Source organism: Parahoeflea alexandrii (genome assembly GCF_027214025.1).
Taxonomy (GTDB): Bacteria; Pseudomonadota; Alphaproteobacteria; order Rhizobiales; family Rhizobiaceae; genus Hoeflea; species Hoeflea alexandrii_A.
The window spans coordinates 456,488-474,160 of record NZ_JAPWHB010000006.1 but is presented as its reverse complement, the minus strand read 5'-3'; the positions used below and the strand labels follow the sequence as shown (position 1 = coordinate 474,160).

19 protein-coding genes and 2 tRNA genes are annotated in these 17,673 nt (G+C 62.1%); 2 read left to right on the top strand and 19 right to left on the bottom strand.

Annotated elements, in window-relative coordinates:
- Nucleotides 1-51: 51 nt before the first annotated feature.
- The 16 genes from O4H62_RS21410 to O4H62_RS21335 form a co-directional block, all read right to left on the bottom strand.
- Complete coding sequence (locus O4H62_RS21410) at nt 52-2,055, bottom strand: bifunctional DedA family/phosphatase PAP2 family protein (RefSeq protein WP_269390871.1); 2,004 nt, start codon at nt 2,053-2,055, stop codon at nt 52-54.
- A 2-nt stretch (nt 2,056-2,057) separates the two neighbouring features.
- Nucleotides 2,058-2,483 carry a YkvA family protein gene (locus O4H62_RS21405; protein ID WP_269390870.1) on the bottom strand — a complete coding sequence of 142 codons (426 nt, stop codon included), beginning with the start codon at nt 2,481-2,483 and terminating at the stop codon, nt 2,058-2,060.
- A 13-nt stretch (nt 2,484-2,496) separates the two neighbouring features.
- Nucleotides 2,497-3,804, bottom strand: a complete 1,308-nt coding sequence (locus O4H62_RS21400; protein WP_269390869.1) for a HAMP domain-containing sensor histidine kinase — start codon at nt 3,802-3,804, stop codon at nt 2,497-2,499.
- 64 nt (nt 3,805-3,868) lie between these two features.
- The gene (locus O4H62_RS21395) at nt 3,869-4,546 is read right to left on the bottom strand and encodes a winged helix-turn-helix domain-containing protein (RefSeq protein WP_269390868.1); all 678 of its coding nucleotides are present in this window, start codon (nt 4,544-4,546) and stop codon (nt 3,869-3,871) included.
- Between the two features lie 201 nt (nt 4,547-4,747).
- Nucleotides 4,748-5,560 (bottom strand): COG4705 family protein, encoded by an 813-nt coding sequence (locus O4H62_RS21390; RefSeq protein ID WP_269390867.1) that lies wholly within the window; start codon nt 5,558-5,560, stop codon nt 4,748-4,750.
- A 600-nt stretch (nt 5,561-6,160) separates the two neighbouring features.
- On the bottom strand, nt 6,161-6,316 hold the full coding sequence (locus tag O4H62_RS21385) for a hypothetical protein (RefSeq protein ID WP_269390866.1): 156 nt from the start codon (nt 6,314-6,316) through the stop codon (nt 6,161-6,163).
- 679 nt (nt 6,317-6,995) lie between these two features.
- Nucleotides 6,996-7,071 (bottom strand) — tRNA-Phe (locus O4H62_RS21380).
- A gap of 153 nt (nt 7,072-7,224) precedes the next feature.
- Nucleotides 7,225-7,425 (bottom strand): DNA gyrase inhibitor YacG, encoded by a 201-nt coding sequence (yacG, locus tag O4H62_RS21375; protein ID WP_269390865.1) that lies wholly within the window; start codon nt 7,423-7,425, stop codon nt 7,225-7,227.
- 4 nt (nt 7,426-7,429) lie between these two features.
- The gene (locus O4H62_RS21370; protein WP_269390864.1) at nt 7,430-8,050 is read right to left on the bottom strand and encodes a Maf-like protein; all 621 of its coding nucleotides are present in this window, start codon (nt 8,048-8,050) and stop codon (nt 7,430-7,432) included.
- 22 nt (nt 8,051-8,072) lie between these two features.
- Entirely contained in the window at nt 8,073-8,291 is a 219-nt protein-coding gene (gene infA, locus O4H62_RS21365) for a translation initiation factor IF-1 (RefSeq protein WP_004435948.1), read from the bottom strand.
- 101 nt (nt 8,292-8,392) lie between these two features.
- Nucleotides 8,393-8,854 carry a low molecular weight phosphatase family protein gene (locus O4H62_RS21360; RefSeq protein WP_269390863.1) on the bottom strand — a complete coding sequence of 154 codons (462 nt, stop codon included), beginning with the start codon at nt 8,852-8,854 and terminating at the stop codon, nt 8,393-8,395.
- A 20-nt stretch (nt 8,855-8,874) separates the two neighbouring features.
- On the bottom strand, nt 8,875-9,351 hold the full coding sequence (locus O4H62_RS21355) for a UPF0262 family protein (RefSeq protein ID WP_269390862.1): 477 nt from the start codon (nt 9,349-9,351) through the stop codon (nt 8,875-8,877).
- 5 nt (nt 9,352-9,356) lie between these two features.
- Nucleotides 9,357-10,676, bottom strand: a complete 1,320-nt coding sequence (gene hisD, locus O4H62_RS21350) for a histidinol dehydrogenase (RefSeq protein ID WP_269390861.1) — start codon at nt 10,674-10,676, stop codon at nt 9,357-9,359.
- 56 nt (nt 10,677-10,732) lie between these two features.
- On the bottom strand, nt 10,733-11,170 hold the full coding sequence (locus O4H62_RS21345; RefSeq protein WP_269390860.1) for a DUF2948 family protein: 438 nt from the start codon (nt 11,168-11,170) through the stop codon (nt 10,733-10,735).
- A 137-nt stretch (nt 11,171-11,307) separates the two neighbouring features.
- Entirely contained in the window at nt 11,308-12,597 is a 1,290-nt protein-coding gene (gene murA / locus O4H62_RS21340; RefSeq protein WP_269390859.1) for a UDP-N-acetylglucosamine 1-carboxyvinyltransferase, read from the bottom strand.
- Nucleotides 12,598-12,714: 117 nt separating this feature from the next.
- On the bottom strand, nt 12,715-12,939 hold the full coding sequence (locus O4H62_RS21335) for a hypothetical protein (RefSeq protein ID WP_269390858.1): 225 nt from the start codon (nt 12,937-12,939) through the stop codon (nt 12,715-12,717).
- Between the two features lie 352 nt (nt 12,940-13,291).
- Between O4H62_RS21335 and O4H62_RS21330 the strand changes: the two genes are divergently transcribed.
- Nucleotides 13,292-13,366, top strand: a tRNA-Thr gene (locus tag O4H62_RS21330).
- An 87-nt stretch (nt 13,367-13,453) separates the two neighbouring features.
- Here O4H62_RS21330 and O4H62_RS21325 read toward each other — a convergent pair.
- Entirely contained in the window at nt 13,454-14,206 is a 753-nt protein-coding gene (locus O4H62_RS21325) for an SDR family NAD(P)-dependent oxidoreductase (RefSeq protein ID WP_269390857.1), read from the bottom strand.
- A gap of 54 nt (nt 14,207-14,260) precedes the next feature.
- Nucleotides 14,261-15,394, bottom strand: coding sequence for an aminotransferase class V-fold PLP-dependent enzyme (locus tag O4H62_RS21320; RefSeq protein ID WP_269390856.1), 1,134 nt, complete (start codon nt 15,392-15,394; stop codon nt 14,261-14,263).
- Nucleotides 15,395-15,610: 216 nt separating this feature from the next.
- Here O4H62_RS21320 and O4H62_RS21315 point away from each other — a divergent pair, with 216 nt between their 5' ends.
- Nucleotides 15,611-16,441: a crotonase/enoyl-CoA hydratase family protein gene (locus tag O4H62_RS21315; RefSeq protein WP_269390855.1), complete on the top strand. Its 831-nt coding sequence runs from the start codon at nt 15,611-15,613 to the stop codon at nt 16,439-16,441.
- 32 nt (nt 16,442-16,473) lie between these two features.
- Here O4H62_RS21315 and galE read toward each other — a convergent pair whose 3' ends face one another.
- Nucleotides 16,474-17,598, bottom strand: coding sequence for a UDP-glucose 4-epimerase GalE (gene galE, locus O4H62_RS21310; RefSeq protein WP_269390854.1), 1,125 nt, complete (start codon nt 17,596-17,598; stop codon nt 16,474-16,476).
- Nucleotides 17,599-17,673 lie beyond the last annotated feature (75 nt).

Below are 17,673 nucleotides of genomic sequence, written 5' to 3'. Positions count from 1 at the left end.
CAACAAGCCACCGTCCGGTCTCGGGCGGTGGCTTTGTGCTTGAACCACAGCTCAGTTGACCAATAGCAACCGGTGGCCGTCTGCATCGTTCACCAGGGTTACCGAACCGCCAAGTGAGTTGGCGATCACCGATCCCAGCGCATCATTTTCGGAAGCTGTCATCTGCAGCGCCTCTGCGAGGGCAAAGCCAAACCCGATCGGTTCGGCAATTTCGGTTGTCACGGAGATAAGCAGCAGTGGCGTGTGCCGGCCTCCCTCCGAGATCGATGTGCCCGATGTCCAGACGCGCAACACTTGTCGCGCCCCTGCCGGTTGGGGAGCAGGCCGGGTGAAGACGGCAATCGGCGCATGTCCGTGGTTGGTCAGCGGCAGGACCGACATTTCATCAAGCGACCGGCGTGATGGCAGGATCGAATCGACCAGCCGTGCCAGTTGACCGGCCGCTCTCGGACTCCAGCCGGCTTTGGTCAGGGTGTCAGCTATCTTCGACATGTCGAGATTGGTCTGAACAAGGACCGGTTCACCGTAATCGCCATCAAGCAGGACGCGTCGGAGCGGAACATCAGCCCAGCTATCGGCGAGCCACCGCTCTTGGGTGACCAGCGTCTGATCAATCCGCATGACATAGTTGGATGCGGTCGCAGTATAGTTCAGGTAGAGATGCACAGGATAGACCAGCATCAGGCAAACGAGTGCGGCGATGCCGGAACGGCTGGACGCGGGAACGTAGGAGCGTCCGTGCAGAAGCCAGGCCAGGCCGAATACCAGTGCACCGCCGAACAGGAGGCCTGCGCCGACGTCACTCGGCCAATGGGCCGCGAGGTAAAGACGGGAAAACGCGATCAGCCCGATGGTGATCGCCGCCAGCACATACACAGCCCTTTGTACGCGCGATGGGAGGTCACGGGCCGCGACAAGGACGCACATCCCGATGATGGTTGCCGCAAGGGTCGCATGGCCGCTGGGGAAACTGTAGCTGTCCGCGCCATTGTAGAGTGCGATTGGTCGCGCGCGGTGGATGAACGCCTTGATCAGCGGCACGAACAGCGCGGCGCTGACAAAAGCGGTCGCAAGCGCGCCGGCCATGCGCCACCTCCTGTGCCACAGGAACACTGCCAGCACAGCTGCCGCCACCGGGCCCAGCACCATGCCGTCACCCAGCATTGTGACGCCGACCATGAGCCGATCAAAAGGCTCCGTGCGCAAGGATTGAAGATAGGCGCTGATGGATTCGTCCGCCCGGACGAAAGCGGGGTCGGCAAAATACGCCACCGAAATCAAGGTGAAACCCGAAAGGCCGAGCAGCGCCAGGGCAAAGAAGGCAAAGGGAACGAGGATGTTTTCTTCGTTGAGGAGCAGTCGCCGCAAGAACCGCGCACCCGGCACCGGCAGTCCTAACAATGCCTCTCCAAGCCTGGTGCGCCAGAGCTCCGCGTGGGGCAGCAGCCAGCCAAAGGCGAACCTGGCTGCGTAAGTTGCGACGAAGGCGACAACAAGCACAAGAACGAAGAGCTCGAGCAGTCTCGGATTGCCCGAACTGGCGACATCGATACCCCTGCCGATCCCGACTCCCGGCAGAAGGTGGCTGGCTGTCCAGGCAATGGCGGATACCACATTGATAATGGTGAAGCGCACCGGACTCATGCCGACGATGCCGGCAATGCCAGGGACAACGGACTTGATGCCCGGGATGAACCGGCCGATGAACACGCTCTTTCCGCCGTGCCTGGCGAAATAGGCTTCGCCGCGATCAAGCATCCCGGTGTAGCGGCTGAAAGGCCAGATCCGCCTGATCTTCTCCTTGTAGGTGTGACCGAACCAGTAGGAGATGGCGTCGCCGGCGGTTGCGCCCAGTGCCGTGGCGGTGAAGATCGGCACGAACTCGAGCTTGCCCATGCCGACCAATGTACCAGCACCGACAAGGACGACGGTTGAGGGCACGAACAGCCCAATGACAAAGAGTGCCTCGCCCATTGCCATCATGAAAACGATCGCAAGCGCGCCGTTGGGATGGTTGCCGATGTAATCGACAATCGGCTGCAGATAGTGACCCAATTTCAGACTCCGAATGACCGCGCGGGTCGGATAGCAAAGCGCTGGTCCAGCCAGCGAAACAGAATCGCGGCGCCAATCATCCAGACCGCGCCGATGAAAATAAGACCTGCGAGTGACTTGGGTCGCGGCGCCATCTCAATTGCTGCGCAGCGAAACTCCGACATCAGGTGCTCCGGCATCATCCTGATCGCCAGCCACAGGCCGAGCGGGAGGATGATAAGGTCGTCGAGATAGCCAACCAGCGGTATAAAGTCCGGGATCAGATCGACGGGACTCGGGGCATAGGCCACCACGAAACCCGCAACCAGCTTCACCGGCCATGGCGTGCGCTTGTCCCGCGCAGCGATCCAAAGCGTAGCAACATCACGTTTGATATCCCGCGCCCAGTCGGTGAGTTTGCTTGCCGCGTGACGGATGAATTCGGGCAATCCTCTCACTTGGTTACCCCAATTCCGCAGCAGTGTTGCCATCCGCTGCCACAGGAAACCGGACGGCGATCCGAAGTCCTGGCTCATTGTCTTCAAGCGACAGTCTTGCACCATGCAGGTCCGCGATTGCCTTCACCAGGCTGAGGCCCAATCCCGATCCGGGTGTGGTGCGGCTTTTCTCCAAACGGTAGAGACGACGCAGCACGTTTTCCCTTTCGTTCGCGGGAATGCCGGATCCATTGTCTGAAACGCTGAGAATGACAGCTTCGGCTTGCAGCGCGATTGCGTAAGTCACGCGCGCACCCGGCGCACAGTGGCGCAGGGCATTTTCGAGCAAGTTTGCAATCAGCTGAAACAGCAACTCCTTGTCACCTGAGATCGGCGGAACCCCGGCTGGCAGATCCGTGTTCAACTCCATGCCGGCGTCTTCGAATGAGCTCTGATAGAAATCAGTGATCGATGTCGCCACCTCGACAAGATCCGTGGGGGCAAAACGGGCCTTGCGCGCGCCGGTCTCAAGCTGCGCGATCCGCAGCAGGGCATCAAACGTGGCGATGATACGATCGGTTTCCGCAGATGCCTCTTCGAGTTCATGAGCGACAGGGATTCCTCGCGCCTGGTTTTCCGCTGCCTGCTCGATGGTGATGCGAAGCCGCGCCAGCGGGGATTTCAGGTCATGTGAGATATCATTGCCGATCTGCCGAATGCCCTCCACGGATGCTCCAAGGCGTTCAATTGCCGTGTTCATCATGCCGGTCAGGGTGTCGATGTCGTCTCCGCGCGCGCTGATGGGAATTCGCGCTGAAAAATCTCCTTCCGAGACACGCTCGAGACCATCCTGAATGCGCGCAATGCGCCGTTCCATGCTTCGGGCGAGAAGCATCCCGCCGGCCAGGGAGACAGCCAGAAGCACGGCAGCTGCCCATGCTGCGCCCAGCAGCATGATCTCCTCGAGCTCGCTGATGTCCTCGGCGCTGGTAGCGGTGGTCAGGTGATAATTGCCGATTTTCCCCTGTTTGACGAAGTAGGTATAGTCGGCCTCCATGCCCAATACGGTTGCCGCTTCCTGGCGTTTGAGGGGCCGGTCGGGAACCCTTTCTATATTGCCCGCAAGCTTGTTGCCTGAGGCATCCTGCAACAAGAAGACGCTGTCCCTGTTGCTTGAAACGCGTGCATGGCCCTCGATTGTGAGCCTCAGGTTCTCGATGTTGCCGCCGCCATAAGTGGAGACAAGATAATCGAATTCCTCGCCGAGAACGCGTTCATGGCGTTTGACCAGTTCCTCGCGTATCACAGAATATGCGGTGGCGCCGGCAATCACACTGGCAACCAGGAACAGGGCGCAAAACGTCATTGCAACGCGAAATCCGCTGGAGCGGAAAAGACTAACGTGGCGCATCGAGGGTGTATCCGGTATTGCGCACGGTTTGCAGCAGGGGGACGTCAAAAGGCTTGTCGATCTTGCTCCTCAAGCGGCTGATATGGGTCTCGACGACGCTGGTCTGCGGATCAAAATGGTAGTTCCAGACGCGCTCGAGCAGCATCGTCCTGGTCAGCACACGGCCTTCGGCCCGCATGAGCACCTCAAGCAAGGCGAACTCCTTGGGCTGCAGCTCGATCTGCTGGCCAGCGCGCGTGACCCGGTGGCGAATGAGATCGAGCTCCAGATCGTGCACCCTGAGAACCGTCTGCTCCGTTTGAACGGCCGGCCTCCGGGCCAAGGCAGCAACCCTAGCCGCCAGTTCGGAAAAGGCAAACGGCTTGACGAGATAGTCATCGCCGCCAGCCTCAAGGCCTTCCACGCGGTCATCCACGCCGCCGATTGAGGTGAGAAATATCAGCGGCGTCCTGTTGCCTGCGGCGCGGATAGCCTTGACCATCGACAGCCCGTCAAGACCTGGCAGCATTCGATCGACGATGAGCACATCATAGGTTTCGCGCGTCGCCTGAAAAAGACCATCGTGGCCATTGTCGAGCACATCGCACAGATGGCCTGCTTCACTAAATCCGCGAGAGACATAGTCGGACAGTTTTATGTCGTCTTCGATCAGCAAAAGTCGCACTTCGGACTCCGGAGGCTGGATAGTTACACGTGTTCGGTTCCGGACCGCGAATACCAATGCGGTCCCGATCCTTTCAGCTTGCATTCGTTATATGAGCATTGTGGAGATTTGTCCGGCAAAGCGCCCGATCTTTCCCCGACAGAACCTCTTGAGCCCTGTCAGGGGATGCGGGGATTGCGGCAACACGATGCTGCCTGGCGTCTATTCGGTTTCTGTGGCGATTGTAACCCGTTCGTCTCCATCGCGGCTAAAATGCATATAGACCACCACCGCGGCGATGCCGGCGAGGAACAGCAGGCTTGTGGCGATCGTACCGAACCCCAGACCGCCGTCCGCAACAGGTTGCGAGAACAGGTCACCAAAGGACGCGCCCATCGGACGGGTAAGGATGTAGGCGAGCCAGAAGCACAGAATGCCGTTGAGCTTGAAGACATAATAGCTCAGCGCGATGGCTCCGATGAGAGCGCAATAGGCGAGCCCTGCCTGCAGGTAACCCAAGCCGAGGCCTTCAGCCAGCAGATCGCCCGCGGCCGTGCCGAGCGCGAAGGTGAAAAGGATGGCGAGCCAGTAGAAGCTCTCGCGCCGCACCGTGTAGATCGAGTGGATCGAAAGCGTCCGCTCGACCGCATACCAGACCGCGAATGTCGCAGCCAATGCGAGGCTGAAGCCGATCGTGCAGGCTTCCAGGCTGTATCCGAGATTATCGACGAGATTGTCGGTGATGAGGGTTCCGACAACGCTGATCAACACGACAGCCAGCCAGTAGACCCAGGGCACATACTTGCGCTGGGAGAACTGCAGGAACAGTGCGGCGATCAAAAAACCTGACATGATGACCGAGGTCGCCGACAGGCCAAGGCCCAGATTCATGTTGAGAAAGTCGGCGGCGGTCTCGCCGACCGTGACGGCGAGCAATTTGACCAGCCAGAAATCGACTGTGACTTGCGGTACACGATTGAACGCGGATGTTTCGGCGGCGAGCGGGAGGCCCGACTCCATCTGTGTATGTGACATTTCAATTCTCCTGGCAGCCGCCGATCCACAAGAAGGACCGCGGATTTGTCTATGAACGACCCGCAACAAGGTCAGCAAAACGCTGATGCACCCGCCGGGCGGCCGGATCGGAGGCAGCGGCCCCGTTTCCGTGACGAGACCGTTTCTAGGGAAGGTTTATTGGGGGATGCTGTCTGTCAGCTTACGGATTTGTAAGGTTGCACAGGGGCTTGCGCTCACCAAGCTGACAACTGACGGCAATAGGCCCAAGAGGGGGTCGACAGAATGTCGAGTTGACGGAACCCGCGTGCCGCCAACTCCATTGAGCGTCACCGAAGGTGGCCAACAATCAACTTGGAATGTCAATCCCGCGGTAATAATTGCTGTTCGCGTCGGACGTCAGGCATGGCATTTTTCGTTGGCAAATTGTTGCCTGTCCCGGAGTTGTTTCAAAGCCCAGGTCGGGCATTTATGGACTTGTCCAGCCTTTGCAGCGTGCTTCCGCAATCACTAGTCTGAGCCTAGCAGTCGGCCCCATATAGGACATCACGCATTTTCGTTCAGGATCCAATAAACCTGCATCCACGAACAACCCAAGAACCAAGCAATCGTGGATGAATTTTAGCCAGCGCATGCCAACCGCAGCACTTCAGCCCGATCAACTCGCTGCTTGCCGCCCTTGTACCGGCCAAATGACTTGGCGCGACTGATCCCTTCACGCTGGCGCTCCTTGATGAAGCACCACTGCATCTGCGCCACCATGCCAAGCACGGTCATGACGATCTGTCTCAAATCATTCGCTGACGGACACTCTGCTCTCCTTCTCATCGAAGATCAGCAGACTGCAAATCGTAGCTTATGCCAGTGTCCAAATTTCGGGGGGTAACTCACAAAGAACATACTCAATCTGTTCCAGTGATCCATGCGGATCACTCAGTCGCCCCGACGCTCGCAACCGTCGCAGAAGAATAGCACGGTTCAGATTTCAATCGAATTTGTCTGCCCTCCCGCCGTTCGTTGGTAGAATCACCAAAGTCGGCTTCGGGCCGAAAAGGACGCCGCGCCTAGCGACACTGAATTTTTGCTTTCCCGAGTTCGTTCCAACAAGCTGCCTGACAGGTTACGGCCCCATTTCAGTCATTTGTTCCCGACGCAAGCAACGGGATAAGCCTTGCCGGGCTCGAGATTGCCTGCATGTTTCGTTGCCTAGTTGGTGAACTCGACGATCGCTTGCGGGCCAATGGTAACGTTGTAGAGGTTACACACAAACGGATCTCCTTTGCGACCAGCGAAGCTAAAATCCGAAAAATGCGCAGGCAATGACCGCGATCGCCCCCAACTGCGCCGCAGAGACCTTCATCTGACGAACAATCCGATTGCTACTTGAACGAAAATGAAGCGTCAGAATTCCGTCGCCGTCAACCACACCAACATATTGAACTTATCGAGGAAAAAGTGGTGCCCGGAGGCGGATTTGAACCACCGACACGCGGATTTTCAATCCGCTGCTCTACCAACTGAGCTATCCGGGCATCCGGTCCGGGAGCCCGGAAGGGCAGGACCTGAGGCTTGCCGGCAAAGGAGTTTTCCAACGCCGAAAGCGAGCGCGTTATACCATCTTGAAAGGCACTGTCCAGCACCCTTTTTGCGGTTTTTTCTCATCTGGGAAAAAACCGCTGCCAGCCCTAGCCGCGGTCGTCGAAATCGTCGTCCTGATTGTCCTCGACTTCGGTGACCGGAATGGCATAGCCGCCGGTCAGCCAGCGATTGAGATCGACACCACGGCAGCGCTCGGAGCAGAAGGGATAGCTGTCGCGCGTCGACGGGCGGCCGCATTCCGGACACGGCTGCGCCTTGCGCAACGGGGTTACCTTGCCGTCATTCATTGCCTCAGCCCTCGAGCCACTTGTAGTGAACATCGTAGCCTTCGCCGGTCAGCAGGCCAACGGTCTCGTAGAGCGGCAGTCCGACGACATTGGTGTAGGAGCCGACGAGCTTGACCACGAAGCTCCCGGCGAGGCCCTGAATGGCGTAACCGCCGGCCTTGCCGCGCCACTGGCCCGACGCCAGGTAGCTTTCGATCTCGACGCTGGAAAGCCGCTTGAAGCGGACCCTTGTCTCGACGATCTTCTGGCGGATGGTGTGGCCGGGGGTGACCAGGCAGATGCCGGTGAAGACACGATGGTTGCGGCCCGACAGGAGATAGAGCGCATTCGACGCCTCGTCGATCTGCTCGGCCTTGGGCAGGATGCGGCGGCCGACGGCAACCACCGTATCGGCGGCCAGGATATGGGCGTCCGTCCAAGCCGGGTCGATCCGGGTCTGGGCAAGGGCAGCCTCCGCCTTCTCGCGCGACAGCCGCCGGGCGAGCGAGCGGGGATGTTCGGAACGCTGCGGGGTCTCGTCGAGATCCATTGGCATCAGCCGGTCGGGGGCGATGCCTGCCTGGTCGAGCAACTCAAGCCTGCGCGGGGAGCCGGAAGCGAGGATCAGTTTTTGCGATCGTGCCATGGGGAGGCGTCACAGCTAGCGCTTACTTGAAGCGGTAGGTGATGCGGCCTTTCGTCAGATCGTAAGGGGTCATCTCGACCAGCACCTTGTCGCCGGCAAGCACGCGGATACGGTTCTTGCGCATGCGGCCTGCCGTGTGAGCGATGATTTCATGCTCGTTTTCGAGCTTCACCCGGAAGGTTGCATTCGGCAGCAGTTCGGTGACCACGCCCGGAAATTCGAGGACTTCTTCTTTCGCCATTCAGTGTCTGTCTTTCTGTTTAAAAAGGCGGCGCAAAACGCGCAGGCCTGAAATTTGGCCGGAACCTACACAAAGACGAGCGCTTTGTGAACCAAATTGATTCACATGCCCGCAGGCCCCCGGGACCAGCCCTTGCCGGAAGCGATGCGCTGCCTGAGCATGTCGCGTACCTCGCGGTAGGCATCAAGGATGCGCTCGCGCGTCCCTGTCGCCACAGTCGGGTCCGGGGTTGGCCAGTAGATCACCTCAACGGCGTTGCCGCGGGTAAGTTCCAACGCGCGGTGATGGCCTTCGGGGGCCAGGGTGACGATGACATCGAAATAATCGTCTTCGAGCTCGTCGAGCGTCTGCGGCTGGCGGCTGCCCAGATCGAGCCCGATCTCGGCCAGAACCACATCGACAAAGGGATCGCGTTCGCCCGGGCGCACGCCGGCGGAAGCGATATAGGTGCCCGCGGGCAGGATCGACCGGGCGATGACCTCGGCCATCGGCGAGCGGATGGCGTTCATGCCGCAGACGAACAGCACCGCGCCGGGCGTGGCGTTTGCGGATACCGGGGCCATGTCGTCCGCCACGGCGGTCCCTATCCGCGCCAGTGCAGCACGCAGACCAGCGTAAACAGCCGCCTGGCGGTGTCGAAATCCATGCGGATCTTGCCATCCAGCCGGTCCATCAGGGTTTGCGAGCCTTCGTTGTGGATGCCGCGGCGGCCCATGTCGATCGCCTCGATCTGGCTCGGCGTCGACGAGCGGATGGCCTCGTAATAGCTTTCGCAGATCATAAAATAGTCTTTGACGATGCGCCGGAACGGCGTCAGCGACAGGATATGGGTGGCGACGGGTTCGTCGGCCTGCGTGGTGATCGAAAACACCAGCTTGGAATCAATCAGCGAGAGCTTGAGCTTGTAAGGTCCCTTGTCATGGCCGACAGGCTCGAAGCTGTTTTCCTCGATCAGGTCGAAGATGGCGACGGCGCGCTCATGCTCCACGTCAGGGGTTGCGCGGCCGATGGTTTCATCGAGCACAACATCTGCGAGCCGTTGAGTGTCCGCCGCTGCCATTGCTGTTACAGGCCCCCATCCAGCCCTTCGTCACGCCGGTTCATCCTGATCGAGACCGAGCGCGCATGGGCATCAAGCCCCTCGGCTTCAGCCAATGTTATGGCAGCAGGGCCGAGCGACTGCAACTGCTCCGGCCCCAGCTTGAGGATAGAGGTGCGCTTGACGTAGTCGAGCACCGAAAGGCCGGAGGAAAACCGCGCCGAACGGGCCGTCGGAAGCACGTGGTTGGAGCCGCCGACATAGTCGCCGATCACTTCCGGCGTGTGGCGGCCGATGAAGATCGCACCGGCATTGCGCACCCGGGCGGCCAGCGCCTCGGCATCATCGGTGGCAATCTCCAGATGCTCTGCGGCAATGCGGTTGGCGAGCGGCAGCGCCGTTTCCCAGTCCGGCACGACGATGACCGCGCCGAAATCGGCCCAGCTCTTACGCGCGGTCTCCGCGCGGCCCAGGGTCGACAGCTGCCGTTCGACGGCTTCGATCACCGCCTCGCCGAAGCCTTCGTCGCGTGTCATCAGGATAGACTGGGCGCCGGCGTCATGTTCGGCCTGGGCCAGCAGGTCGGCGGCGATCCAGTCGGGATTGTTGTCGGGGTCGGCCATCACCAGCACCTCGGACGGCCCGGCGATCATGTCGATGCCGACGGTGCCGAAGACCTGGCGCTTGGCGGCCGCCACCCAGGCATTGCCGGGGCCGACGATCTTGGCGACGGGACGGATGGTCTCGGTGCCATAGGCCAGCGCCGCGATCGCCTGGCCGCCGCCGATCCGGTAGATCTCGGTCACACCGGCGATGCGGGCGGCGGCCAGCACCACCGGATTGAGTTCGCCGTCGCGCGCCGGCACCACCATGACGATGCGCTCGACACCGGCGACCTTGGCGGGAACCGCGTTCATCAGCACCGAGCTCGGGTAGCTCGCCGTACCACCCGGCACATAAAGTCCGACGGCCTCGATCGCCGTCCAGCGCGAGCCGAGCTCGACGCCGAGCGCGTCGATGTAGTGATCGTCCTTCGGCATCTGCCGCTTGTGGTGGCCTTCGATGCGGTCATGGGCGAGTTGAAGGGCGGCGATGATCTTCGGGTCGGTCGCCCGGAACGCAGCCTCGATCTCTTCAGCGGTCACGGCAAGGCCGAGCGCGCGGGTGTCGATCCGGTCGAAACGCTGGCTGAAATCGTGCAGAGCGGCATCGCCGCGCTCGCGGATTTCGGCGATGATCGCGCGGACATCGGTCTCGACATCCACCGACACTTCACGCTTCGTGGTCAGGAACGCGGCAAAGCGGGTTTCGAAATCCGGCTGCCGGGTGTTGAGCCTCAGTACCAATGTGCTGCCCCTACGCTGTCTTCATCAATGTGCGGCACGCCTGAAAGCGGGCCGTCCTAACCGGCCAGCGGATGGCGCGGCTTGAACTTTGTTTCCCAGCCGCCACCGACATCGGCAAGCTGTGCTTCGATGCAGGCGACTTCCAGATGGATCACCGCACCGCCCGACAGGACCAGTTCGACCACCCCGGCAGGCGCTTCCTCGCCGTGCAGGAACCGCAATGCCAGCAGCGAATGCACCGTGTCCTTGTCTTTCGGCTTGACGCCGAGCGACTTGACCGAGCGGACCTGCTTTAGCACCAGCAGCGCCCGGCGGCGCTCGAAGGTCTTGCTGTCCCTGCCCTCTTCCCAGACAAACCGGTTGGCCTCAAGCGTGAAAACGCCGTCCTTGCCGAGAAACTGCGTGTCGCCGGTCTTGAACACGGCGTCCTGCAGACAAGCGGAAATCACGGCCAGGTCTGCTTCATCAAGGGCGATCAGTTTCAGACTGTCCATAAAATCCTCGGATCATCTTCATTCAGGGCTTGCCCACAGCATGCGGGTGCTGCAGTGCAAGGTAGGTGCGCGGGGGGCAAAGCGCAATGCGCAGAAGGTTGCGGTTTGCCCGGAGCGCTTTCCAGCGACCTGCCGGTTCAGCCGCTGATGCGTTCGACCACCGCGCCGCAATTGGTCAGCTTCTCCTCGAGCCGCTCGAAACCGCGATCGAGATGGTAGACCCGGTTGACCACGGTCTCGCCTTCGGCGGCGAGGCCGGCGATGACCAGCGACACGGAAGCGCGCAGGTCGGTCGCCATCACCGGAGCGCCGCGCAGCACCGGCACGCCGGTGACGGTTGCGGTCTGGCCCGAAAGCGAGATCTTGGCGCCCAGGCGCGCCAGCTCCTGGACATGCATGAAGCGGTTCTCGAAGATCGTCTCGGTGATGTGCGAGATGCCGTTGGCGCGGGTCATCAGGCCCATGAACTGCGCCTGCAGGTCGGTGGGGAAGCCGGGGAACGGATCGGTGGTGATGTCGACGGGCAGAATGTCGCCGCCGTTGCGGCGGACGCGGATGCCGCCTTCCTCCGACGTGATTTCGGCGCCGGCGCGGCGGAGCGCCAGCAGCGCGCTTTCGAGCAGGGCTTCGGAGGTGTTTTCAAGCAGTACGTCGCCGCCGGTCATGGCCACAGCCATGGCATAGGTGCCGGTCTCGATCCGGTCCGGCAGAACCCGGTGGCGCGCGCCCGACAGCGAGGCGACGCCGTCAATGGTGATGGTCGAGGTGCCGGCGCCGGAGATCTTCGCGCCCATGGCGATCAGGCAGTTGGCGAGGTCGACGACTTCGGGCTCGCGCGCGGCGTTCTCGATCACCGTCTGGCCCTTGGCCAGCGTCGCGGCCATCAGCATCACGTGGGTGGCGCCGACGGAGACCTTGGGGAACACGTAACGACCGCCGATCAGGCCCCTGGGCGCGCGGGCGTTGACATAGCCGTTCTCGATGTCGATCTCGACGCCGAGATGCTGAAGCCCGTCGATGAACAGATCGACCGGCCTGGTGCCGATGGCGCAGCCGCCGGGCAGCGATACCTTGGCCTCGCCCATGCGGGCCAGAAGCGGGCCGATGACCCAGAAGCTGGCGCGCATCTTGGAGACCAGCTCGTAGGGCGCCGTGGTGTCGACAATGGTGCGGGCGGTGAAATGCACGGTGCGGGCATAGGCGGTGTCCTGGCGCTCGCGGCGGCCGACCACGGCGATATCGACGCCGTGATTGCCCAGGATGCGCTGCAACTGCTCGACATCGGCGAGATGCGGAAGATTTTCCAGCGTCAGCGTATCGTCGGTCAGAAGCGAGGCGATCATCAGCGGCAGAGCCGCATTCTTCGCGCCGGAAATCGGAATGACGCCATTGAGCGGATTTCCGCCAACGATCCTGATGCGATCCATGCTGTCCTCTTGGGGTATCGGGCTGCGCCGGTCCCCCCGGCGGCAAGCCCTGAAAAATATCTGGTGGGCTGTTTAGACCATCAGCGGGAATGCGGCAACACGAGGACGGCGTCGCGGTTAATCCGCGTCCCTTGCGTCGCCGGCAGCGCCGTGAAGGCCGGACGCCGGCAGTCCGTCGGTCTCGTCGGCGCGGCCCTCGCGGCGGGCGCGCACCTGCGCCTTGCGGCGCTGCAAATTGGCGCGCAGCTGTTCGGCGCTGCGCCGGGCCCGCTCCGCCGCCTGGCGCTCGACTTCCGCCTTGCGCTGACTTGCTTCCGTGTCTGGTGGTGTCTTCTCGCTCATGACAGGGGAGCGATAGCGCAAATCCGCGCCAAGGTGAAGAGACCGGCGCAGCCGATGGGGGCGCCTGAGACCCACACGCAGGATTCGGGCGGGACGGGGCTGGCCGGGGATCAGTTTCCCACAGCCGGTGGCAGACTTCGCGGCTGTTTCGAGCGGCCGGACTGGCCATTTCCGGGGTTTTTAAAACTTGTCGCGCCAATCGCCCGTTTGCGCTTGCACTCCTGTCCAAGCTGTGGCAATAGCGGGCCGCTTCAGTCGTTTACAGCCTTTCGATCCGAACGGAACGGCGACATGCACAGCGGCTGACCGAGACATTCTCCCGTCCGGCCGCTGATCAGGACCGAAGCAAAGGGCTGCCGTAGCTCAGGGGTAGAGCACTCCCTTGGTAAGGGAGAGGTCGAGAGTTCAAATCTCTCCGGCAGCACCATTTTAAACTCCCCAAAACGCATCAAGCCTCCCGCGCGCATTCGCGCGGGTGCATATTGATTCGATGGTCAGTAAGGCGGTGGGGCTCTCAGTTCCGCAGAGCCGGCAATCCCACGCCGGTGCTTTCGAAGCCGCCGTCCGATGCTATCACCTGGCCGGTGACGTAGCTGGCCTTTTCGGAGCACAGGAAGGTGATCACCTCGGCGATCTCGCGCTCGGATCCGTAGCGGTTCAAGGGAATCGCATCGTGGTAGGCGGCGATGATCTCGGGGGTGTGGACGGCCATGGCGAGCTTGGTGCGGACCGGGCCGGGGCAGACGCAATTGGCGCGGATGCCGTATTCGCCGAGTTCGGCGGCCTGCTGCTTGGTCAGGTGAATGACCGCGGCCTTCGAGGTGCCGTAGGCGACGCGCAGGGTCGAGGCGCGCAAGCCCGAGATCGAGGCGATGTTGACGATTGCTCCGCGGGTTTGCCGCAGTGCCGGGATGGTTGCCTGCGAGACGAGGAAGACGCCGTCCAGATTGGTGGCCATCACCGTGCGCCAGCGGTCGAAACCGGTTTCCTCGATCGGACCGAAATCGGCAACACCGGCATTGTTGACGACGGCATCGATGCGCCCGAAGCTCGAATGGACCGATTGTACCATGTCGTCGACCTGTTCGGGAATCGAGACATCGTGGAGGAAGGCGCTGGCCTCATTGAGACCGGCGGCAGCCTTGTGCAACTCGTCACCATCGCGGTCGACCATCGCCACGCGCCAGCCCTGCTCGATGAAAAGCTGCGTCGTCGCAAGACCGATGCCACGCGCCGCACCCGTTACCAGAGCCACTTTCTCAGACATTCCGCCCCCCGTCCCGGATTGGTTTTCAGTGTGCAAGACTGACCCCGTCTGGCCTCAGCCTTCGGCAAGCTTGTCGAGCACCGTTTCAAGCTTGGCCACGGTGCCGTCGACGTCGCCGAGCTTGTCGAGACCGAAGAGGCCGATGCGGAAGGTGCGGAAATCGGCGGGCTCGTCGCACATCAGCGGCACGCCGGCCGCAATCTGCATGCCTTCGGCCATGAACTTCCTGCCGTTCTGGAACTCGGGGTCCCTGGTGTAGCTGACGACAACGCCCGGCGCCTCGAAGCCCGGGGCGGCGACGGACCTGTAGCCGTTTGCGGCAAGCAGCGTACGAACCTTGCGGCCAAGCTCCCACTGCCGCTCGCGGGCGAGATCAAAGCCGAAGTCGCGGGTCTCGATCATCCGGTCGCGCAGAACGGTGAGCGCGTCGGTCGGCATGGTCGAATGATAGGCATGGCCGCCATTGACATAAGCCTGCATGATGTCGTGCCATTTGCGCAGATCGACGGCGAAGCTCGTGCTTTTGGTTTGCTCCAGCCGCTCGAGCGCGCGCTCGCCGAGCATGACAAGCCCGGCCGAGGGCGAGGCGCTCCAGCCCTTTTGCGGCGCCGAGATCAGGACATCGACGCCGGTTGCCTTCATGTCGACCCAGATGCTGCCCGAGGCGATGCAATCGAGCACGAACAGGGCGCCGACATCGTGGGCGGCTTCGACGATCGCCTTGAGATAGTCATCGGGCAGGATGACGCCGGAGGAGGTTTCGACGTGAGGCGCGAAGACCACCGACGGGCGCTCCTCTCGGATCTTCGCGGCAACCGTTTCCGCCGGTTGCGGCGCAAAGGCCGAGGTGCTTTCATTGCCGACCTGCGAGGCCTTGATCACGGTTGTTTCGGCGGGAATGTCGCCCATCTCGAAGATCTGGGTCCAGCGGTAGGAGAACCAGCCGTTGCGGATGACCATCGCCTTCTGCCCGGTGGCAAACTGGCGGGCGACCGCCTCCATGCCGAAGGTCCCGCCACCGGGCACGATGACGGCCGCGTCGGCCCGGTAGACTTCCCGCAACATGGCGTAGAGATCGTTCATGACGCCCTGGAACGTCCTGGACATGTGATTGAGCGAGCGATCGGTAAAAACCACCGAAAATTCCATCAGACCATCGGGATCCACCGGTGACGCCGTCTTGTTCATGCTCTCACTCCTCTTTCGCTTCGCCCGTCCATGGACGGGCCTCGAAACCGCTATAGGCCGGTTTCCGGAAACAATGAAGGCTTCGGGGGGCAATAAGTCCGCCGGAGCCAAATTGACGCAAGAGCCGGGACCGGCATGTCAGCGCCGCAAAATCACGCAACCTGCCGGTTTCTCAATTCGCAATCGAAAGCTACAAGGGAGTGAAGGGAGACCGCCATGACATACGCCTGCTTCACGGTCGAGATTGCCGACCATATCGCCCATATCCGGTTCAACCGTCCGGACAAGGCCAACTCGATGACGATGGAGTTCTGGAAGGAACTGCCCGAGGCGGTCGACAGGATCTCCAACGATGCCCAGGCGCGGGTGATCGTGATCTCGTCGGAAGGCAAGCACTTTACCGCGGGCATGGACATCTCGGTGTTCATGAGCGGCAGCCTCGACGGCGACCGCGCCAATGCGCATGTCTCGGCGGAAGCGTTCCGCTACAAGATCAAGGCGCTACAGGAAACGTTCAACGCGCTCGAGCGGGCGCGCCAGCCGGTGCTTGCGGCAATCCAGGGCGGGGCAATCGGCGCCGGCGTCGACCTCGCCACCGCCTGCGACTGCCGCTACGCATCGGCGGATGCGTTCTTTGCCGTGCAGGAAACCGCGATCGGCATGACCGCCGATGTCGGCACATTCCCGCGGCTGGTCAAGCTCATCCCGGAAGGCTGGGCGCGTCAGATGGCCTACACTGCGGAGCGGCTGCCGGCCGCCAAAGCGCTGCAGATCGGACTGGTCAACGAGGTGTTCGACAGCCACGAGGAGCTGCTCGACGGCGTCATGGCGATCGCCCGCAAGATCGCCGAGCATTCACCGCTGGCGGTTGCCGGCTGCAAGGCGATGGCCAACTATTCCCGCGATCATTCGACCGCCGACGCGCTCGACTACATCTCGGTGTGGAACGCGGCGATGCTGCGCCCCGATGACATCCGGGAAGCTTACATCGCCAAGGGTGAGAAGCGGCCGCCCGTTTTTGACGATCTCAAGCCGGTCGAGACGTAGACGAAGCCCCGTTTGGCGTCCCGGGCCGGACGTTAGGGCCGGTGCTTGCGTTGGGCCAGGATGGGCGCGAAGGCCAGCGCGTTGCCAACCACTTCCTCCATGTCGTCATGCGGCGGGGTCCAGTCGAGCACGATGCGGCTGGCGGGTTGGATGGCCGGGTCGGCGGTGCTGTGGTTGCTGCGCGCAAGGGCCGCTTCCCAGGCCAACGCGCTGCCGACGATCTCGTCGAGACTGTCGTGGCGCGGCTGCCAGCCCAGCACCGTGCGGGCCAGGGTCGAATCGGCCACCGAGGTGATGATGTCGCCGTCGCGCCGAGGACCCAGGCGGATCTCGAAATCGCGGCCGCTCAGGCGCCTGACCGAATCGAGCACTTCGCGAACCGTGTAGCCCTGGCCGTAGCCGCAATTGGCAACCAGGCTGCCGCCGCCGGCGCCGAGATAGGTGAGCGCATCGAGATGGGCCGCGACCAGATCTGTCACATGAATGAAATCGCGGACGCAGGTGCCGTCGCGGGTCGGATAGTCGGTGCCGAAGACCTCGATGCCGTCGCGCTTGCCCATGGCGGCTTCGGTGGCGACCTTGATCAGGTTGGCAGCACCACGGGTGGATTGGCCGGTGCGACCTTTGGGATCGGCGCCGGAGACATTGAAATAGCGCAGCGCCGCATAGCGGAAATCATGCGCGGCCGAAGCATCGGCCAGCATCGCTTCGGTCATCAGCTTGGATGCGCCATAGGGCGACTGCGGCACCGTCGGCGTGGTCTCGGCGATCGGACGGTCGCCCTCCGGACTGCCATAGACCGCCGCCGTCGACGAGAACACGAACTTTTTCACCCCGGTGGCAATCGCGGTGCGGATCAGGGCCAGCGAATTGGCCGTGTTGTTCTGGTAGTAGCCGAGCGGGTCGGCCATCGATTCAGGCACCGAGATCGAGCCCGCGAAATGGACGATCGCCTCAATGGCGTGCGAGCGGATGACGTCGGCGATGGCGGCGGTGTCGGCAATGTCGGCGCGGATGAGCTTCGCCTCGGGCGCCACGGCCCAATCGAAGCCGGTCGACAGCCGGTCGACCACCACGACCCGCTCGCCCGCATCGAGCAGCGCCCAGACCATGTGGCTTCCGATATAGCCCGCTCCGCCGGTCACCAGAACCGTCATGCCAATCCCTCGATGGTGCTTCCACCACCGCAGGATGAACCCCAAGTTTCAAGAAACCGTGAATCGCGAATGTGC